The following is a 16997-nucleotide window of genomic DNA, read 5'->3' as shown; positions in this document are numbered from 1 at the left end:
TCAGTGGGTGGCCTCATCTGGATTGGCCTCCAGATCCAATAGCCGGCGTGCCAGCCGGACCAGACGGAACAACTTGACCAAGCCGTTATCGCTGAGACGGGGAAGGGCGACTGCGTCGCTGCCACCGCCTCCCAACAACAGTGCCCCCAGGTGGCCCTCTAGGTGCCGATCGTCCTGATCGGGGGCCATGGTGTGGGGCTGACTCAAGGTGCGTAACAACGCCAACACGACCTGACCGAAGGCCGGTGGCAACATGTCCGCCTGGGATGCACTGCAGGTGAAGCCTATGCCGGTCTCGATCGCCTCGATGCAGTCGAGCAGCTCAGCTTGCGCGGCGATTTCCTGGGCGAGTTGAGCGATGTGGATGCGCAGGCGATCGGGCGCATCCAGTCCCGGCTCGATGTACCAGACGTCGCTGATCGGGAACAGCCCGCCGGCTTGCACCGGAATGGCCTGCAGCACCCTGTCCGCGAACTCCGGCAGCGGCTCGCCGGTGTGCTCGGCGAGCAGGTGTTGGATGCCTTGCAGACGCTGGGTGTTGTCGACGGGGGAGACAATATGGCCCTGCAGGCGCGCGTCGGGATCATGGTCACTGGGAGAAGCGCCTGGTACAGGTTTCTGTACTGACGGTGTTGGTGAATCGGTGTTTTTGTTCGGTGCAACTCCAGAAATACCTGCGGCAGCATCCCTGCTCTGAGATACATCCGGCGATGGAGTGGTTGCACGTCCAGGGTGAACGACGGTTGCGGTTTCAACCGGCAGCTGGGGAGGACTGGTTACCGCACGCTGACGATGCTCGGTACTGTCGACATCCAGCTCCAGCACGTTGTAGTCGATATCGAGCAGCTCTGACATCTGGCCGATCAGTTCGTCTTGGACGCGGCCAACGGCAAAGCTGTCGGGCTGAACATCGAAGGGGGCGAGGACGTCGTGGAACAGCGTCTCGAAATCGACGGACAACGCCTTGCCGCACGCATATTTTTCCCAGGTGAGCTCGCAGGCTTTGCGCAACACTGCCAAGCGTTCGACTTGATGCCGGCCCAAGCCGTTGTACAGCACGTTGGGAATGCTGGGCAGCAGGTAGCGTACGGTGTCTTGCATGCGGCTGATGTGCGACTGCTGGATGGGATAGCCGTCTGTGCTGAGGCGTCTGGCCAGCTCCGACTGCGACAGCGCCTTGCCGCTTTCCAGCTCGTAGAGCCCGCGGGCTTTCTCAACGCCGAGCGCCCGCTCGATGAACGTCAGGCTGCCGTGCAGCTCGTTCTCCGCCAAGTGCCCGGTTAGGGCGACGATCTCGCCGCGCTCCGGCCACGGCCGGAACAGGCAGGGAATGCGGAAGAAGCGTTCATCCTTGGTCTCCGACCACAGCTCGCGCAGGATCGCCAGACGGGTGTTGCCGCCGTTACGAATGATGAAGTGCTCGGCACCCGGGCGTCGGGTAATCGGTGGCGGGGCATCCAAGCCCCGCTCACGGATGGAGGTTTTGATTTCGTCGTAGAGCGGATTGCGCGTCAAGCGTGGATCAAGCTCATAGGGGCGCAGGTCATCGAGCGTGACTACCATCGGCGTGTCGGTCAGCGGGTCGCTCAACACCTGTGCGGCAGGGCCGGAGCGGGAAAACCCCTCGGCCAGCAATTTGCCAGCCATTTCCTCAGGCGTGACAGTCGCCATGACGGCCTCCCTACGTGCTCTGGCTTGCCTGGTCGTCGCTCACCGGTGAGCGCGTGAAGATCGGCGGCAGGCCTGGCTTCACGAGCTTTAGCTGTCCTACAGGCGTCCGGCGGACGTGCCAGCCTTCACGCAAGGCGAATTCGATCAGCGCCAGGAACCGCGGATCTTCACGGCTGCGCTCAGAGGTGCTCGACATGTGACGGCCTCCTGCCGACGCGACTGGTCACGCTGGCAAACGACTCTTGCCACTGGGGCAGCAGCTCACTGGCCAGAGCGCGCATGATCTCCAGCGCCGCCGCTGCCTGGCGCCCGCTCGGGCGTCGGTACTCGACCCGGTGCACGGGTTGGCCCGCGGTTGCCGCACGCGGGAAGGCTTCGATCGCGGGCAGTTCGGTGCCCAGTATCCGGACCTCGCTGTGCTCACGAAAGATCAGCCGCAGCGTCTGCTGCACCAACTTGGCGTTCGACGAGACGGCAGGCACGCGATTGAGCAGCAAATGCAGGGGCGGCGGCTGGATGCCCAGATAGCGGTAGGGGGCGATGGCATCGATAAGCTGCAGTGTGCCGCGCTGCAGTTCCCGCGCCGCCAGAATTTCCGGGGTGATCGGCGAGACGGCCAGGTCGGCGGCGAGCAGGGCCATCTCCAGCATGACGCTGCGGGCGCCCTGCGTATCGATCAGCACCAGGTCGTAAAGCGGCCGGAACAGCGGCAGCAGGTTGCGCAGCCGCAAGCGCCCATCGGCGGCATGCAGCAACAGGGTGCCCAGCTGTTGATGCTCGTCGTTGGACAGCACCACGTCCAGGTTGTGCACGGAGGTCTGGGAGACCAACTGCGGCAGCGACTGCTCATTGAATGCCAGCAGTTCGTAGATACCGCCGGCGGCGCGCAGGGTGAGTGCGTAGTAGGACGACAGCGTCGGCTGGACGTCGAGGTCGATCAGCAGGACCCGCCGACCGGCGTCGGCGATAAAGCCGCCCAGGTTGGCGGCAACGGTCGTTTTGCCGACCCCGCCTTTGGTCGAAATTATGGCGATTACGTGCATGACCCGCTCCCTGTCCGTGGTGGAGCCGTGTCAAACGCGCTCTTTGAGGCGTTCGGTGATCCAGCTGTCGATTTCGACGGAGTCCCAACCGACGGCGCGAATCCCCAGGCGCAAGGCCCTGGGGAACTTGCCTTCCTTCATCAGGTTGTAGATGTGGGCACGCTTGAAGCCGGTCTTGGCTTCAACTTCAGAGCGGCGCAGGATGCGATGCTCGGTAATCGCGGTTTGCTCAGTGGACATAGTGGTCACTCCTTTATGCTTGGTAGCACTCGTAAGGGGTGACATGCAGTAGAAAGGCGTCACTCCGTTGGCGCATCAAACAATCGGATCGTGCTGACCACCTGATTTACAAGAACGGCCTTTGGCCGTTCTAACTTCGCACTGCTTTTTGGCATCCGCCGTCCAGCCGACCCGCAAGGCGGGCACTATTGATAGGGCGTCGAGGGTAATCAAGATCGAAAAGGCACAGCGTTCTACTGCGCACAGGATGAGGCGGTGAGTCCGCACTTCTGGGTCACTAAGGTGACCAAAAAAGTTGGTGGACGATGCCCGTGACTGTCATCTGTTTCTGGGGCTGATTCGGCGGACATCCGCTGCGCTGCACCGCGTGAAATGGCACGGGTTCCATGATGGGGCGACCTTAAAGGTCCGACTAGCGACGGAAAAAAGATCTTGACGCGTCAGCTCTGGGCCGGATCGGAGTCTGTGAGACCCCCACATCAGCCAATGGTCACCTCACCAATTTGCCGGGCGCGGTCGATGAATCGGCTGAGGGCCTCAGGGCGTGGCTGATCGAGTAGCGTGATGAACGTCGCTGTGCTCGGTACATCGTCTGTGACAGGGCGGATGATCACATCTGGGTGATTGTACAGCGTGATCTGCGAGGCCAGGCCAATGCCGATGCCGTAGCCGGCTGCGACCAACATCACCATGGGTTCGTGCCCGGAGACATACTCGGCATTCGATGGAAACGGCAGGGTCGCTTCGTAGAACCAGCGGTGAATCACGTCGTATCCCCCTGAGCACAGCTCCGGATGGCACAGAATCAGCGTGTGCCGAGCCACCTCCTGGAGAGGGATTTTCTCCAAGGAGAGAAGAGGGTGGTTTCGCGGGATGGCAATGATGGGGCGATCGGTCCAGACGACTTCCTTGACGAACCCTGCACTAAGCTCGGTATGGACAGTGAAGCCCGCATCGATCTGGTCGTGCACCAATGCCTTGACCATCTCGCTGACGGTCATTTCAACGATTTTTACCTCGGTGAGGGGCTCTTCCTCTCGGCAGCGCGCCAACAGTTTGGTCAGGTAGGGCTGAGCAAGACTGTCTGACAGGCCGATGCGCAGCCGGCCGCGGTAGCCTTTCTCCGCCGCACGGACACGACTCTGCGCGTCTTCCACCAGGCTGAGTATGCGTCGTGCTTCATCCCGGAAGACTTCACCAGCCCAGGTCAGGTGCATGCCTGCCTTCGTGCGTTGGAATAAGCTGACCCCCAACCCCGACTCCAACTCTTTGATGGCCCGCGACAGGGGGGAGGGCTCGATATGAACTCTGGCTGCAGCCCGCGAGAAGCTCAGTTCTTCGGCGACGACCAGAAAATAGCGCAGGTGACGTATCCGCATACAATAGCCTCCGTGCTTGCTCTGCTCCTCTTGGGCGGGCCGCAGGCATCCCTCAGTGGGGCGCATGCGATTCCGTCTTCGAAGAGTCCTCTTTGACGCTCCTTGGTGGGCTTTAGTCCCGCCTGGTGATCCCGGATCGCTGGTGCTGCCAGACGGCCGGAACGCTCTACCGCCGCGAGAGGTTGGGCGGTTGATGGCACAATACCCCCACTTGATAATGGGATGCACCACCAATGAAAGAATATGTTCCCAGCCCCCATCGAGCCGGGGAAGGGTACGCAGCAAGGCGAGTCACCGGCCTCCAGCCGGCTCAAAAGAAAAATTGCGGGCAGGGGTTGCCTGGCTCATCAAACAAGTCCATAATTGCGTCCGCTGCCAAGGCAGTGATTGCGGAAAAGCCTTTTAAATCAAAAGGTTGGAGACTTGGTTCTAGTCTCGTTTCCCGCTCCAGTTTTACACGAGTCGCCAAGGCGGCTCGTTTGATTTAAGGCTGAGTTGCAGAGTGGTTATGCACCGGATTGCAAATCCGTGAACGCCGGTTCGATTCCGACCTCAGCCTCCAATTCGAAAAGCCTCGTAGATCACTGATTTACGAGGCTTTTTTCATTCTCCAAGGCAGGTGTTGCGTGCCTTGCGGGTAAGCGAAGGGCTGTATATAGTCCAGCCCTTCCACAGCGCTGCCGCCCGAATGGCGAAATCGGTAGACGCAGGAGACTTAAAATCTCTCGCTCGCAAGGGCGTGCCGGTTCGAGTCCGGCTTCGGGCACCATTGACATGATTTCAGATGATCCCGTATCAGTCTGAAACCCAATAAAACCGGCGCATGTGGCCGGTTTTTTTGTGCCCGTATATTTTCAAATGAGCCTGTACAGTCTCATTTTTAGGGATACGTTTAGGGATACGGATGGTTCGACGGAAATGCTCCAGCAGGCGCCCACAATCGACCGGACGCAAGCGCGCATCTTTCGGCTTGATCTTGGTCTTGATGAAGTCGGTAAAGGTCATGTCGGCCATTGGGTTCTTGCCGATCAGGCCGAGGCTCGCGGCCTGCTTGAATGCAACCTTGAGCACGCCGAACACCAAACGCACATGCGCCACGCTGCATTGCGATTGCAGCGGCCACATCAGCTTGGTGTCTAGCGTGGCATGGTTCAGTTCGACCAAACGCAGCGCGCCGAGGCAGGGCAGTAGCTGGCATTTCACCGCCGAGCGTGCCGTGGCTTTTCGGTTCTTGCTCAGGTTGCCGTCGTGCGCGACGCGATGCGTATACCACTCCAGCACCTCGCTGACGGTTGACCAACCGGACGTAGACAGCGCGCCCGATTGTGGCTCGATTGCAAGGCGTTGCATGACGCTAGGCAGCACCGACAGCACCGCCTTCGGGTCTGTAAGCGGCGTTACAGTGCGAGCCATAGGGATCGTTTTGGGCCGCCCGTTACCGTCACGAAACCACGGCGGTCGCTCTGGCGGTGCTGATGCTGGCCCACGGCACGCGGATCGGTGAAACCCGCCAAGCCAAGTGGCGGCACTTCGACCTGATCGGCAAGACCTGGCATATCCCAGCCGTCGACACCAAGACCAAGAAAGCCCACACCCTGCCACTCACCGCCCAGGTGTGCGCCTTCCTGGCCCGCTATCGTGCTAGCCAGGTGGCCCGAGGTTATGACGGCGCCTACCTGTTCCCCGGCGTGCAGGGCCGCCCCTTCAGCGAAATGCAGGCGCAGTTGGCGTTTACCGCGTTGTCGGGCGAGCAATGGACCAGCCACGACCTCAGAAAAACCGCGCGCACCGCCTGGACTGACCTGGGCGTCGATTACCTGATCGGCGAGCTGCTGCTGAACCATGCGCTGAAGGCCCTGGACGTGACCTATATCCACACCACGGCCGAGGCACAGAAACGTCAGGCTCTGGAGCGCTGGCATGCCTGGCTCGATGAGCGCGGCTTTGCCGCCCTGCACAGTGCGGCGGGGGTGACTGACGCCAGGACATAAGCGAGACAGGCCAACCCCAGCCCCTACCGCCCAGGCCAGCGGCGGCGGGGCTGGGCAGGAGGGTCAGAAATTGATTACAGGGGAGTAGGTTATAAAGTGGATCGGACACCTACTGTCGAGAACGGATATGGCCTGTTTGCAAGCGCATCTTGGCCTCGCTCGGCATCGGGTTGACCTATACCGCTTCGAAATTTCTCCAAGGCAAAATTGCGCCACTCATCAGGCATAGTGCGCCACCAAGAGGGCCGCATGTACGTATTCTCAAGGTGCTCAAATGCCAGCTGGATTACAGCTGTGGCCTTCTCCACATTCGGTATACGCTTAAACGACTCAACAAACGAAGCTACTTGGCTGTCGCTCCCTCCCAACCATCCAAAGGCGGCAACAGATACACCGTTCAAGGTGGTCAGATTGAATGCGACATGGTCGAAATCGGCACTACCTCTGCCGAGAATCTGCAGCTGAGAGCCGTCAAAATCGACTTCTGGATGAAATGCACCGCAGGCAACTACAGGCAGAACGTCATCGAATTCAATCGCGTAGACTGAAAAGTCAGAGAGATCACCCTGGCGAAGTGCTATGTCATAGCGATCTTTCCATCTCTCCAAGTCTGCTAGACCTCTTTTCATACCTTCAAAAGAGTAGTGGAGACGGGTCTGGATCGCGGCTTGGATGAAGAAGGGGGTTCCAGAATCTAGCTCGCGTTGGATGGGCACGCCTTTAAGCGCCGCCCGCTTGGTGAACAGCTCAAATGCAATGGCGCGAAATGTCAAAAGAAATACGCTTTCGCGAGATAGCGTGACTGCACCATTCTCAACAGGGCGAAAAAGCTCTGTGTCGTGCCTGCTACAGAAGCCGTTAAACGTGGAAGCACTTCGCACACCTATCTCAGCAGGCTCAAGACTTCCGCCATTTTCGAAGATATCTTCGATGCCAGCTTTTGACGACATTACATGGCCTTGCTCCGCTATATCTGCAAGGCCGCCTCGGCGTTGAATTGTGTGTGCTCGAACTATTCCTTGACTGCACGTATCCGGCTCGGCGTCTGGATGGGAGCAATAACCCTCGACATACTGACGCCTCAAATCTGCAAGTAGTTTTCCAATGTTGGGGCGCTTGCGCTTATCTCGCCCTTTATGACACCACTTCCACTTAGTGCCTGACCCACACCAGCAAGGCTGATAGGGGTCCATGTGCTCACGCGGGTGAATAGGTTCAGGTTCTGAGAAGGCCGCTGTTAACGATGGATGGGGCGGTAGCATGATTGTCTATCCGGGGCAAAGGTTCAGGCCCCCCGAGAGTAGCGCTAAGAGGAACATAAGCAAAATACGGTCGTCAGGCCCGCCCGGTTCGCGGATTTTCCGGCGCGGTGAAATCGGTGCCCTTTGTCCACCTTTTTTGACCATAAAACAGGTCAGCCGAGCACCTAAGGCGTTGTTTTTCCTGGTGTCCACCGCCTAAAGAAAAGGTGGCAAGGTGGACATATCCATGCACCTCAATACTCGGCTAGTTACACCACAACCCGCGTAGCTACTGGCCTCCCTAAGCCCATGGAGGGGGTATCCAGATCCCTAGCATCTCATCGCCCCGACACCGAACGCCTAGACGTTTTCACTGGGCCGCGAAATAAGAGATTTAGCGCTGTCTGTCGGGTGGTCGTGCCCCCCCTGTTCAATTGTGTCCATCTACTCAGTCAGCTGCCTTCGTACTGATCGACGATGCGCCTGGCTTGAAAAATTGGATCAATACACGCCACCATGACTGTTCTGGCATTGGCGCCGCAGTAGGCGAGCATCTCTCGTGATTTTGGCTGACTCTACGGGTTTAAAGTTAAAAGTTTGATCTAGAGATTTTTGTTCTCGTGCTAAATTTAAATTGCTTGAGGGAAAAGATGGATCTTCAAAAATTACGAGAAATCGTAGATTTTTCTCTGCCTGAAATTAATTCTTGTGGTGGAGACCTTCGGCAACTCTATGAGTATGTAGGGCTTGATGCTAGTTCCTCGCTTACGATGAGCGAGGTTTCCAATGCGCTTTATGAGAAAATCCGAGGGGCATTCGCGTCTGGTCATGCTGAAGTATGGAGAGTCTGTAGATCATTGCGCACCGATCTCATTCGGGAACATGTACTTCAAGGTGCGAATTTAGAGCCGTATATAGATGTTCTCGATCACCTCGCTGATGCAATACGTGTTGATGGTGATCTTAGGTCGCCAATCGAGGGGGATTGGGCTAATGCAATTCGGGCTGCCTACGATCACACACATATCCGCAGTTGGGGTGACAAAAATCGAGAGAGAACTTATTCGCGTGAGTTTAAGGTTGCCAGGGCGGCGCGTGTATTAAGAGATGCTGGATTCCCTGTAATTTTGGAATCAGGGAAGTTGACGCTTGATGAGGCGGCTGAGAGAGGATTAGTTTCCACAATTGAGGATATAGTATCCACTATGGGTGGAATAAATGTTGCTCGGAGAATTTTCAAGGAGATTTCACCGCTTTACGATTCGGACCAGCAGCGTTATCACGTAGTTCGGCGCGTATCAATGACCGATGAGATCGCCCCCCAAATGCCTTGGGGTTATCTACTCCAACTGGCAGTAAAGCATGCGCAGGGCCGCAAACCATATAGTAATACCGATAGCCAGTGGGTCAGGCTCTGCGGTTTAGTGCAGGCATTTGCTGCGATCATTGATGTGCAGCCGTATTCACCAACTTTTTATAGCTCGTTCGACGCAATCGAACTTTTGCCGTTCCTCCAAGAGATGGCCGTCTATGATGTTCTTTTTTGTATTCCGCAAATACGACCAAGGGATGTAATTAAGCTGGCGAGGGGTATGCTCGGTTGGTTGGCTCTGGATGAGCCAACAAGTGCAGGGTGGTCGATTGAGCAGGCATTGGTGGTCATCGATTACTTGATCAATGTATCTTGCAGTGTAAGGGGGCCGGTTTTTGTAGATGAAATTGACATTCGTCGTGCTTGCTCAGTAGTGCCGCGTGAGACTGTAGAGAAAATTTTGAATGAAGTCCTGAGTCATCCCATTTTCGGCGCTAATCGAAATTTTTCTCATCCCACAGACGCCCCAACCCCTGATACCCCTAAGTCGGGTCATGATTTCTTCTTGCGTCCACTACTGCGTTCGTCAGGTCGAGGCTATATCATTCTTGATTGCTCGGTTTGTGCTCCTGCTTATCTGGAGGCACTACTATCAGCATTAAGGTTAGAGATGAAAGGCCTTGACGACAAAGTTGGATTGGCAGTCGAGAGATTTCTCAAGGCGGAGATGGCATCACATGGCGTCGCTGTTGCGGGCGGGGATTATAATTCTGCTGGTGAGCATGGAGAATGCGATCTAGTGATCGAAACAGCAGAGGCAGTTATATTTGCCGAGGTTAAGAAAAAACCGCTCACACGAAAAGCAAAAGCCGGCTCTGATGCTGCCCTGCTGCTTGATCTTGCAGGAAGTCTCCTCGCCGCCCAGGCACAAGCTGGATGGCATGAGGTACGGCTGCGCCGTGATGGCTACCTTGAACTTGATTACGAGGGGGATACTAAGCGCATAGCGCTTTCTGGCCGGGAAATAGAGCGGGTGGCGATATCTTTATTGGACTTTGGCGGGTTCCAAGATAGAGTTCTACTGAAGCAATTTCTTGAAGGAACGATGAATGCGGAGTTCATAGTTGACGACGTAAAACTTAGCAAGAAATTCCAAGAAATTAATGGGGCGTTAGCTGAAATCCGCGATCAGCTGGCAATGCTTCACCCTGGCGAAGCAACAATCAATCAGCCTTTCTTTCACTGCTGGTTTATTAGCGTGCCTCAGTTTCTGGTCCTCTTGGATGGCGTTACGGATAGCGCTGGCTTCAAGAGCGCGCTTTGGAGCAGTCGGCATATCGTGACTGGAAGTTCTGATCTCTATTTCGATTTGTCGTACATGAGAAGGTTGAAGCGGCAGGCGCATACAGAGACTGCTTCGCTTACTGTGGTCTGAACACTCTCAATCTTGCCCGTTCGCTGCCGGCTACCTTGTGGGGCGCATGGGCAAACCGGGGTCAAGTCGTGGTTGGCACTGGTGCAATTTACTCGCGCGATACAGTTGCGTGCTGGGTGAGGGTACATTTTTGTTTAGGAATACGTTTAGGGATACGTGTTCTGTGGGGTGGCCGCAGAGGCCAGATGCAGCCTGGCCTCTGGTTATGTGTTCGAGTCCGGCTTCGGCACCATTTAAATCAAGCGCTTACGGTTTTTCGCGGCTGTATAGCTTGGTCCGCAATTTACGCCGTGGTCCGCAATCGATCAGATCAGCAAGCAGCTGATCGGCGTTACTGCCAGCAATCATGTCATGAAACGTTCCTGCCACGGATGATCACCCGTCAAGCCGGCCCCGGTCGCTGCTTGCACCGTGGTGCTCAAGCTAGCCTCGCAAACCCCATTCTCGCATCCGCCTTTTAAGCCAGATACTTTCCTTGACTTCTAGCCTGCGAGGCGCAGACTTTGTCAAGTAACAGCAGCAAACCCCTTGGGCTTGGCTGGATTTGGTTTTCCGACGCTTGTCATGCCGCGCTTGCCGTTCGATTGGCTAGGCATGCTGAAGCTGGCGCTGGATATTCAGGAAACCGGTAAGCAGCACAGGATTTCCCTCGACGGTCCCGGTGTCGAGGAAAAGGACATCCAGATCACGCCCGACAACGACGTGCCGATGGTGCGAGGTGAAAGCGCCAGGAGCCAGAGAAGAGCGAAGTGGCTTTTCTCGTGTCGAACTTCCCTACGGCAGTTTCCAGTGTGCACTGAACCTGCCCGACGATGCCAACCAGGATTCGAAGCGCGAAGCAAGTGCACCGAAGCACGGCCGTTCGATTCCGATTGAAGCTGAGTCGGATATTTCCATTGCGGTCGCCACGAAGTCCCACCAGGAAACGAGGCGCCGCGGCCTGCGGCCCTCGTCATCTCAATGACCAAGGAGCGTCCGCATGGCCAGGAAGCAATGTCAAATCTGCGGCCAACCCGCCACGGCGCGGGTGGAAGCCAATCTCAATGGTCGCCTCACCACCATGCTGTTGTGTGACGATCACTATCGCCAACTGGTGCGCCAGCAAAAACGCGCCATTTCCCCGCTGGAAGCCCTTTTCGGCTCGCGCAGCGGTCTGTTCGAAGATTTTCTTGGCAGCGATTTCTTCCGCATCGGAGAAGAGTCGGCACCGGCTGCAGCCGATGCCGATGAAGTGGTCGATGCGTCGTTTGGCGAACCAGCCTCCACAGCGTCGGGCGCGCCGCGCCGTCGCGGCAGCGGGTTGGCCAGCCGCATCAGCGAGCACTCCGAGGCTCTGTTGCAGGAAGCCTCCAAGCATGCCGCGGACTTCGGTCGCTCCGAAGTCGATACGGAACACCTGTTGCTGGCGCTGGCCGACAGCGACGTGATCAAGACCATCCTGAGCCAGTTCAAGATCAAGGTCGATGACCTCAAGCGCCAGATCGAAGCCGAGGCCAAGCGCGGCGACAAGCCGTTCGAAGGCGAGATCGGCGTGTCGCCGCGGGTGAAGGATGCGCTCAGCCGCGCCTTCGTCGCCTCCAATGAATTAGGACACTCCTACGTCGGGCCCGAGCACTTCCTGACCGGTCTGGCCGAAGAGGGCGAGGGGCTGGCCGCCAACTTGCTGCGCCGCTATGGCCTCACGCCGCAGGCCCTGCGCCAGCAGGTAAACAAGGTGGTCGGCAAAGGGGCGGAGGATGGCCGCGCCGAGACGCCGACCAATACGCCGGAGCTCGACAAGTATTCGCGCGATCTCACCAAGATGGCCCATGCGGGCAAGCTGGATCCGGTCATCGGCCGCGCGCAGGAAATCGAAACCACCATCGAGGTGCTGGCGCGGCGCAAGAAGAACAACCCCGTATTGATCGGCGAGCCTGGCGTGGGCAAGACCGCCATCGTCGAGGGGTTGGCGCAGCGCATGGTGGCTGGCGAGGTGCCCGAGACGCTGCGCGACAAGCGCCTGGTGGAGCTGAACATCAATTCCATGGTGGCCGGCGCGAAGTACCGTGGCGAGTTCGAGGAACGCGTGCAGAAGGTGCTGAAGGAGATCGCCGAGCACCAGGGCGAGATGATCCTCTTCATCGACGAGGTGCACACCATCGTGGGTGCCGGCCAGGGCGGTGGCGAAGGCGGGTTGGACGTGGCCAACGTCTTCAAGCCGATGATGGCGCGCGGTGAGCTGAACCTGATCGGCGCGACGACGCTCAACGAGTACCAGAAGTACATCGAGAAGGACGCCGCGCTGGAGCGGCGCTTCCAGCCGGTCATGGTGCCCGAGCCAACGGTGGCGCAGACCATCATGATCCTGCGCGGCCTGCGCGATACCTTCGAAGTGCACCACAAGGTCAGCATCACCGAGGACGCGATCATCGCGGCCGCCGAGCTGTCCGATCGCTACGTCACCGCGCGCTTTTTGCCGGACAAGGCCATCGATCTGCTTGATCAGGCTGCCGCCCGCGTGAAGCTGTCGGCGACGGCCCGCCCCGTTGCGGTGCAGGAGTTGGAGGCCGAACTGCACCAGTTGCGCCGAGAGCAGGACTACCTGGCCTCCCGCAAGCAATACGACAACGCGGCGGAGGTCGGCAAACGCATCGAAGCCAAGGAGGCCGAACTCAAGACGCAGGTCGAGGACTGGGAACGCGAGCGCGGCTCGGGCAGCGCCGAAGTCAAGGCGGAACACGTGGCGCAGATCGTCTCGCGCCTGACCGGAATTCCGGTCAATGAGCTGACGGTGGAGGAGCGCGAGAAGCTGCTGCACCTGGAGCAGCGGCTGCATGAGCGCCTGGTGGGGCAGGACGAGGCGGTACGCGCTGTGGCGGATGCGGTGCGGCTGTCGCGCGCGGGACTGCGCGAAGGCAGCAAGCCCGTGGCCACGTTCCTGTTCCTGGGTCCCACCGGCGTCGGCAAGACCGAGCTCGCCAAGGCGCTGGCCGAATCCGTCTACGGCAACGAGGGCGCCCTGTTGCGCATCGACATGTCGGAGTACGGCGAGCGTCATACCGTGGCGCGGCTGGTGGGCGCTCCACCGGGCTACGTCGGCTATGACGAAGGCGGCCAGCTCACGGAGAAGGTCCGTCGCAAGCCCTACAGCGTGCTGCTGCTCGACGAGATCGAGAAGGCCCACCCCGATGTCTACAACATCCTGCTGCAGGTGTTCGACGACGGGCGGCTCACCGACGGCAAGGGGCGCGTGGTGGACTTCACCAACACCATCATCATCGCCACCTCCAACCTGGGCTCCGACATCATTCAGCGCCGGCTGAAGGCGCGCGGAGCGGCCGGCGAGGAGTACGAGAAGACCAAGGCAGAGGTGATGGACGTGCTGCGCGGGCACTTCCGCCCCGAGTTCCTCAACCGCATCGACGAGCTCATCGTCTTCCATGCGCTGGGCAGGGAGGAGATCCGCCACATCGTCGGCCTGCAACTCGAGCGCGTGGCCCGCAATGCCGCGAGCCAGGGGGTGACGCTGACTTTCGATGGGACGCTGGTCGATCACTTCGCGGAAGAAGGCTACAAGCCCGAATTCGGCGCTCGCGAGCTCAAGCGACTGATTCGCAGCGAGCTGGAAACGGCACTGGCGCGCGAGATGCTCGGCGGTGGCATCGGCAAGGGCGATCACGCCCATGTACGTTGGGACGACAAGTCGGAGCGGGTCGCGTTCGACCGCGAGCAACCTGCTCCGACCAGCGCCGAAGCACCCTCTGAATCTGCGCAACCGCCGGGCCCGCCCAGGGAGTCGAGCAAGGGGACGCGCAAGAAGAAGTCCGAAAGTGGCAAGGCATGAGGCACGGGGCTGCCCTAATCCTGAAAATGGGAGACGGGCAGCCCGTCCAACCAGATGCGGCGTCCCTGCGCGCGCGTGGTGGAGTACGCGCGACATCCTGCCGTGACGAACTGGTGCGCTGCCGACATCGCCCGCGAAATGACCACGTGCTTCGGCATGGACGAAGGCCTGGGCTGGCACAAGAGGCGCAGCGACCGCGATTTTTTGGGAGTGGCCTGTTTCTGAAGGAGTGGTGCATGAACAACAGCAATCAGACCGGGACGACACTCGAACGACTGCGCCGCGACTGGGCGGTGATGACGTTTTACGAACGCTTCGAGCAGGCCGTCGCCATCATCCTTTCAGCGGTGATCGCGGTGATTATCCTGGTGTCCCTGGCGCAGCTGATTCAGATTGTCTTCAGCCTGCTGATCATCGATGCATTCAATCCGCTCGACCACAAGATCTTCCAGACTGTGTTCGGCATGATCATGACGCTTCTGATCGCGATGGAATTCAAGCACTCCATCGTGCGCGTGGCCCTGCGCCGTGACAGCATCATTCAGGTCAAGACCGTCATCCTGATCGGGTTGATTGCCCTGTCCCGCAAGTTCGTGATTCTCGATCCCGATGTCGGCCCGGCCAAAGTCGCCGCATTGGCCGGCGCCACTCTGGCCCTGGGGCTGACCTATTGGCTGTTGCGTGAGCGCGATGACCGCATTGTCTAGGACGTCACGCCTGCCAGCGGGTGGCCCAGGCCACAAACGTCGAGTCTGGCTACGGCATCGCTTGAGCGACCGCCGACAGGCAGTGCTGCCGGTTTGCACTTTGATCGGTATCACTCGCCGGCGGCCTTTTACTCGGCGAAAGGGGGCTGTGGATCGCCCCGGGAGCAAGCCTACTTGCCTTGTTATTCGAACCGGCGGCAGCTGCAGCGCCGACGCTGAAGTTGTATGGCGCACGTGCCATCCGGTCGGGTGAAGCACCCGAAATCGAGGGTGTACGAACGTTTACCTGTAACCGCTCCTGATACGGACTGAGGATCAAGGCTATGGCCGCTGAAGGCAACGCAGGGCAATTATTGGGTGTCGTTACGTTGCTTGCCGCCGCCGTGGTGGCAGTGCCGCTGCTCAAACGCATCGGGTTCGGCTCGGTGCTGGGTTACCTGGCGGCGGGGATGATGATTGGTCCCTTCGGACTGCAACTGATCCATGACCCCCACACCATCATTCGGGTGGGCGAGCTGGGTGTGGTGATGTTTCTCTTTGTGATCGGACTGGAGCTGAAACCCTCGCATCTATGGGAGCTGCGCGGGCAGATCTTTGGCCTGGGCAGCCTGCAGGTGGTGGTCTGTGCTGTTCTGCTCACCTTCGTCGGTATGGCCTTTGGTTTCCCCTGGCAGGTGTCGTTTGTGTGCGCGGCCGGTTTTGTACTCACATCCACGGCCTTGGTTATGCAGGTCCTCTCGGAGCGCGGTGACATAACCGAGCCGAGGGGGCAGCGCATCGTGTCCATTTTGCTGTTTGAAGACCTGTTGATCGTGCCGTTACTGGCGGTGGTGGCTTTTCTCGCGCCCACTGAAGTGGTGCATGAACCCACCTCACCGCTTTGGCAGCGCATAGGTATCGCCGCCTTGTCCTTGGGCGCACTGGTGGCCATCGGATTGTGGCTGCTCAATCCGCTGTTTCGGGTATTGGCTCAAGCCCGGGCGCGCGAGGTGATGACCGCCGCTGCGTTGCTGGTGGTGCTGGGTGCGGCGCTGCTGATGGAAATCGGCGGGTTTTCAATGGCGATGGGGGCGTTCGTTGCCGGCGTGCTGCTGTCGGAATCCACATTTCGCCACCAGCTGGAGGCCGACATAGAGCCGTTTCGCGGTCTGCTGCTGGGGCTGTTTTTTCTTGGCGTCGGCATGGCGTTGGATCTGCAAGTGGTGGCCACGAACTGGATGCTCATCACCTCTGGTCTGCTGGCGCTGATGCTGGTCAAGGCGCTGTGTATTTATGCGGTCGCGCGCCTCGCGAAGAGCTCCCATGGCGACGCGCTGGATCGCGCCGTGCTTATGGCGCAGGGGGGCGAATTTGCTTTTGTGCTGTTTGCCGAGGCGCTCAAGCTCAGGGTCATCAGTCCCGAGGTCAACGCCAATATGACGGCTATCGTGGTGCTCTCCATGGGCGTTACGCCGGTGGCCTTACTGCTGTACAGGCGGTTTGCGCGCGCACAAAGCGTTTCCATGGACGGCGTGGAGCCCGCACAGAATCTGCAAGGCAATGTACTCATCATCGGCTTTGGCCGCGTGGGGCAGATTGCCTGCCAGGCACCGCTCGCTCAGGGAGCGAAACTTTCCATCATCGAGATAGATCCGGAGGTGATCCGCGCCGTGGAACCCTATGGTTTCAAGGCCTATTACGGTGATGGTGCCCGCCATGAAATATTGCACGCTGCCGGTGCTCATCACGCCCGCGCCATCATCGTTTGTGTGAACGACAAGAAAGCCGCGACACGCATAGTCGAAAGTACGCGGCATTACTGCCCGCAAGTGAAATTGCTGGTGCGTGCCTTTGACCGCGAACATGCGCTGGAGCTGGTCAAGCACGACGCGGACTACATAGTGCGGGAAACCTTTGAGTCGGCCCTGCTGCTCGGCCGTCAGGCCGTGCTGACGCTGGGGGCGTCTGAGCACGAAGCCGACGCGGTGACCGAGGAAGTGCGCATGCGCGATGCCGAGCGTTTTGCCCTGGAAACAACGGGTGGTCTGTTTGCCGGGCGAGCGTTGGTACTGGGAAATATCGAGCGTATCGAACCGCCGAACCAAGAAGCGCGGGACGCCCAGTGAGTATTCATTCGGGATCGTATGGGACTGTCGCCGTCGACCGTCTCGCTCTG

The 16997-nt window shown here is 59.0% G+C and carries 12 protein-coding genes, 2 tRNA genes and 1 pseudogene; 8 read left to right on the top strand and 7 right to left on the bottom strand.

Features of this window, described 5'->3' with window-relative positions:
- The 5 genes from N7333_RS08095 to N7333_RS08075 form a co-directional block, all read right to left on the bottom strand.
- Positions 1 to 1671, bottom strand: a complete 1671-nt coding sequence (locus N7333_RS08095; RefSeq protein WP_112209956.1) for a ParB family protein — start codon at positions 1669 to 1671, stop codon at positions 1 to 3.
- Between the two features lie 10 nt (positions 1672 to 1681).
- Positions 1682 to 1867 (bottom strand): type II toxin-antitoxin system HicA family toxin, encoded by a 186-nt coding sequence (locus N7333_RS08090; RefSeq protein WP_112209958.1) that lies wholly within the window; start codon positions 1865 to 1867, stop codon positions 1682 to 1684.
- Positions 1851 to 2714, bottom strand: coding sequence for a ParA family protein (locus tag N7333_RS08085; protein WP_279858636.1), 864 nt, complete (start codon positions 2712 to 2714; stop codon positions 1851 to 1853). Before N7333_RS08085 ends, N7333_RS08090 begins: the two co-directional genes overlap by 17 nt.
- A gap of 30 nt (positions 2715 to 2744) precedes the next feature.
- Complete coding sequence (locus N7333_RS08080; protein ID WP_273253210.1) at positions 2745 to 2954, bottom strand: AlpA family transcriptional regulator; 210 nt, start codon at positions 2952 to 2954, stop codon at positions 2745 to 2747.
- 479 nt (positions 2955 to 3433) lie between these two features.
- Positions 3434 to 4333: a LysR family transcriptional regulator gene (locus N7333_RS08075; protein ID WP_058171530.1), complete on the bottom strand. Its 900-nt coding sequence runs from the start codon at positions 4331 to 4333 to the stop codon at positions 3434 to 3436.
- 488 nt (positions 4334 to 4821) lie between these two features.
- Here N7333_RS08075 and N7333_RS08070 point away from each other — a divergent pair.
- A tRNA-Cys gene (locus N7333_RS08070) sits at positions 4822 to 4895 on the top strand.
- Positions 4896 to 5015: 120 nt separating this feature from the next.
- Positions 5016 to 5102 (top strand) — tRNA-Leu (locus N7333_RS08065).
- A gap of 26 nt (positions 5103 to 5128) precedes the next feature.
- On the opposite strand, the gene N7333_RS08060 is transcribed toward N7333_RS08065, so the two are convergent.
- On the bottom strand, positions 5129 to 5746 hold the full coding sequence (locus N7333_RS08060; RefSeq protein ID WP_129482617.1) for a hypothetical protein: 618 nt from the start codon (positions 5744 to 5746) through the stop codon (positions 5129 to 5131).
- Positions 5747 to 5796: 50 nt separating this feature from the next.
- Here N7333_RS08060 and N7333_RS08055 point away from each other — a divergent pair, with 50 nt between their 5' ends.
- Positions 5797 to 6324, top strand: a complete 528-nt coding sequence (locus tag N7333_RS08055; protein ID WP_347815286.1) for a site-specific integrase — start codon at positions 5797 to 5799, stop codon at positions 6322 to 6324.
- Positions 6325 to 6413: 89 nt separating this feature from the next.
- Here the strand turns inward: N7333_RS08055 and N7333_RS08050 are convergent, their stop codons facing one another.
- A complete protein-coding gene (locus N7333_RS08050) occupies positions 6414 to 7274 on the bottom strand; it encodes a hypothetical protein (RefSeq protein WP_129482619.1) in 861 nt (286 codons plus the stop codon).
- A gap of 941 nt (positions 7275 to 8215) precedes the next feature.
- Here N7333_RS08050 and N7333_RS08045 point away from each other — a divergent pair.
- From N7333_RS08045 to N7333_RS08025, 5 genes and pseudogenes are all read left to right on the top strand, one after another.
- A complete protein-coding gene (locus N7333_RS08045) occupies positions 8216 to 10312 on the top strand; it encodes a hypothetical protein (RefSeq protein ID WP_129482620.1) in 2097 nt (698 codons plus the stop codon).
- Between the two features lie 540 nt (positions 10313 to 10852).
- A pseudogene (locus N7333_RS08040) lies at positions 10853 to 11186 on the top strand (Hsp20 family protein); the annotation flags it as partial.
- Positions 11187 to 11291: 105 nt separating this feature from the next.
- Positions 11292 to 14135: a heat shock survival AAA family ATPase ClpK gene (gene clpK, locus N7333_RS08035; protein ID WP_129482621.1), complete on the top strand. Its 2844-nt coding sequence runs from the start codon at positions 11292 to 11294 to the stop codon at positions 14133 to 14135.
- A gap of 236 nt (positions 14136 to 14371) precedes the next feature.
- Complete coding sequence (locus N7333_RS08030) at positions 14372 to 14842, top strand: phosphate-starvation-inducible PsiE family protein (protein WP_125853478.1); 471 nt, start codon at positions 14372 to 14374, stop codon at positions 14840 to 14842.
- Between the two features lie 323 nt (positions 14843 to 15165).
- Entirely contained in the window at positions 15166 to 16947 is a 1782-nt protein-coding gene (locus tag N7333_RS08025) for a monovalent cation:proton antiporter-2 (CPA2) family protein (protein ID WP_129482622.1), read from the top strand.
- Positions 16948 to 16997 lie beyond the last annotated feature (50 nt).

It is taken from the genome of Pseudomonas sp. GD04158 (assembly GCF_029834875.1).
GTDB classification, from domain to species: domain Bacteria; phylum Pseudomonadota; class Gammaproteobacteria; order Pseudomonadales; family Pseudomonadaceae; genus Aquipseudomonas; species Aquipseudomonas hydrolytica.
This window is presented reverse-complemented; position numbering and strand designations above follow the sequence as displayed.

Excerpts from the sequence above, each read along its gene's own strand:
- N7333_RS08095 (WP_112209956.1), bottom strand. The coding sequence starts at position 1,671 with ATGGCGACTGTCACGCCTGAGGAAATGGCTGGCAAATTGCTGGCCGAG.
- N7333_RS08090 (WP_112209958.1), bottom strand. The coding sequence starts at position 1,867 with ATGTCGAGCACCTCTGAGCGCAGCCGTGAAGATCCGCGGTTCCTGGCG.
- N7333_RS08085 (WP_279858636.1), bottom strand. The coding sequence starts at position 2,714 with ATGCACGTAATCGCCATAATTTCGACCAAAGGCGGGGTCGGCAAAACG.
- N7333_RS08080 (WP_273253210.1), bottom strand. The coding sequence starts at position 2,954 with ATGTCCACTGAGCAAACCGCGATTACCGAGCATCGCATCCTGCGCCGC.
- N7333_RS08075 (WP_058171530.1), bottom strand. The coding sequence starts at position 4,333 with ATGCGGATACGTCACCTGCGCTATTTTCTGGTCGTCGCCGAAGAACTG.
- N7333_RS08060 (WP_129482617.1), bottom strand. The coding sequence starts at position 5,746 with ATGGCTCGCACTGTAACGCCGCTTACAGACCCGAAGGCGGTGCTGTCG.
- N7333_RS08050 (WP_129482619.1), bottom strand. The coding sequence starts at position 7,274 with ATGTCGTCAAAAGCTGGCATCGAAGATATCTTCGAAAATGGCGGAAGT.
- N7333_RS08045 (WP_129482620.1), top strand. The coding sequence starts at position 8,216 with ATGGATCTTCAAAAATTACGAGAAATCGTAGATTTTTCTCTGCCTGAA.
- clpK (WP_129482621.1), top strand. The coding sequence starts at position 11,292 with ATGGCCAGGAAGCAATGTCAAATCTGCGGCCAACCCGCCACGGCGCGG.
- N7333_RS08030 (WP_125853478.1), top strand. The coding sequence starts at position 14,372 with ATGAACAACAGCAATCAGACCGGGACGACACTCGAACGACTGCGCCGC.
- N7333_RS08025 (WP_129482622.1), top strand. The coding sequence starts at position 15,166 with ATGGCCGCTGAAGGCAACGCAGGGCAATTATTGGGTGTCGTTACGTTG.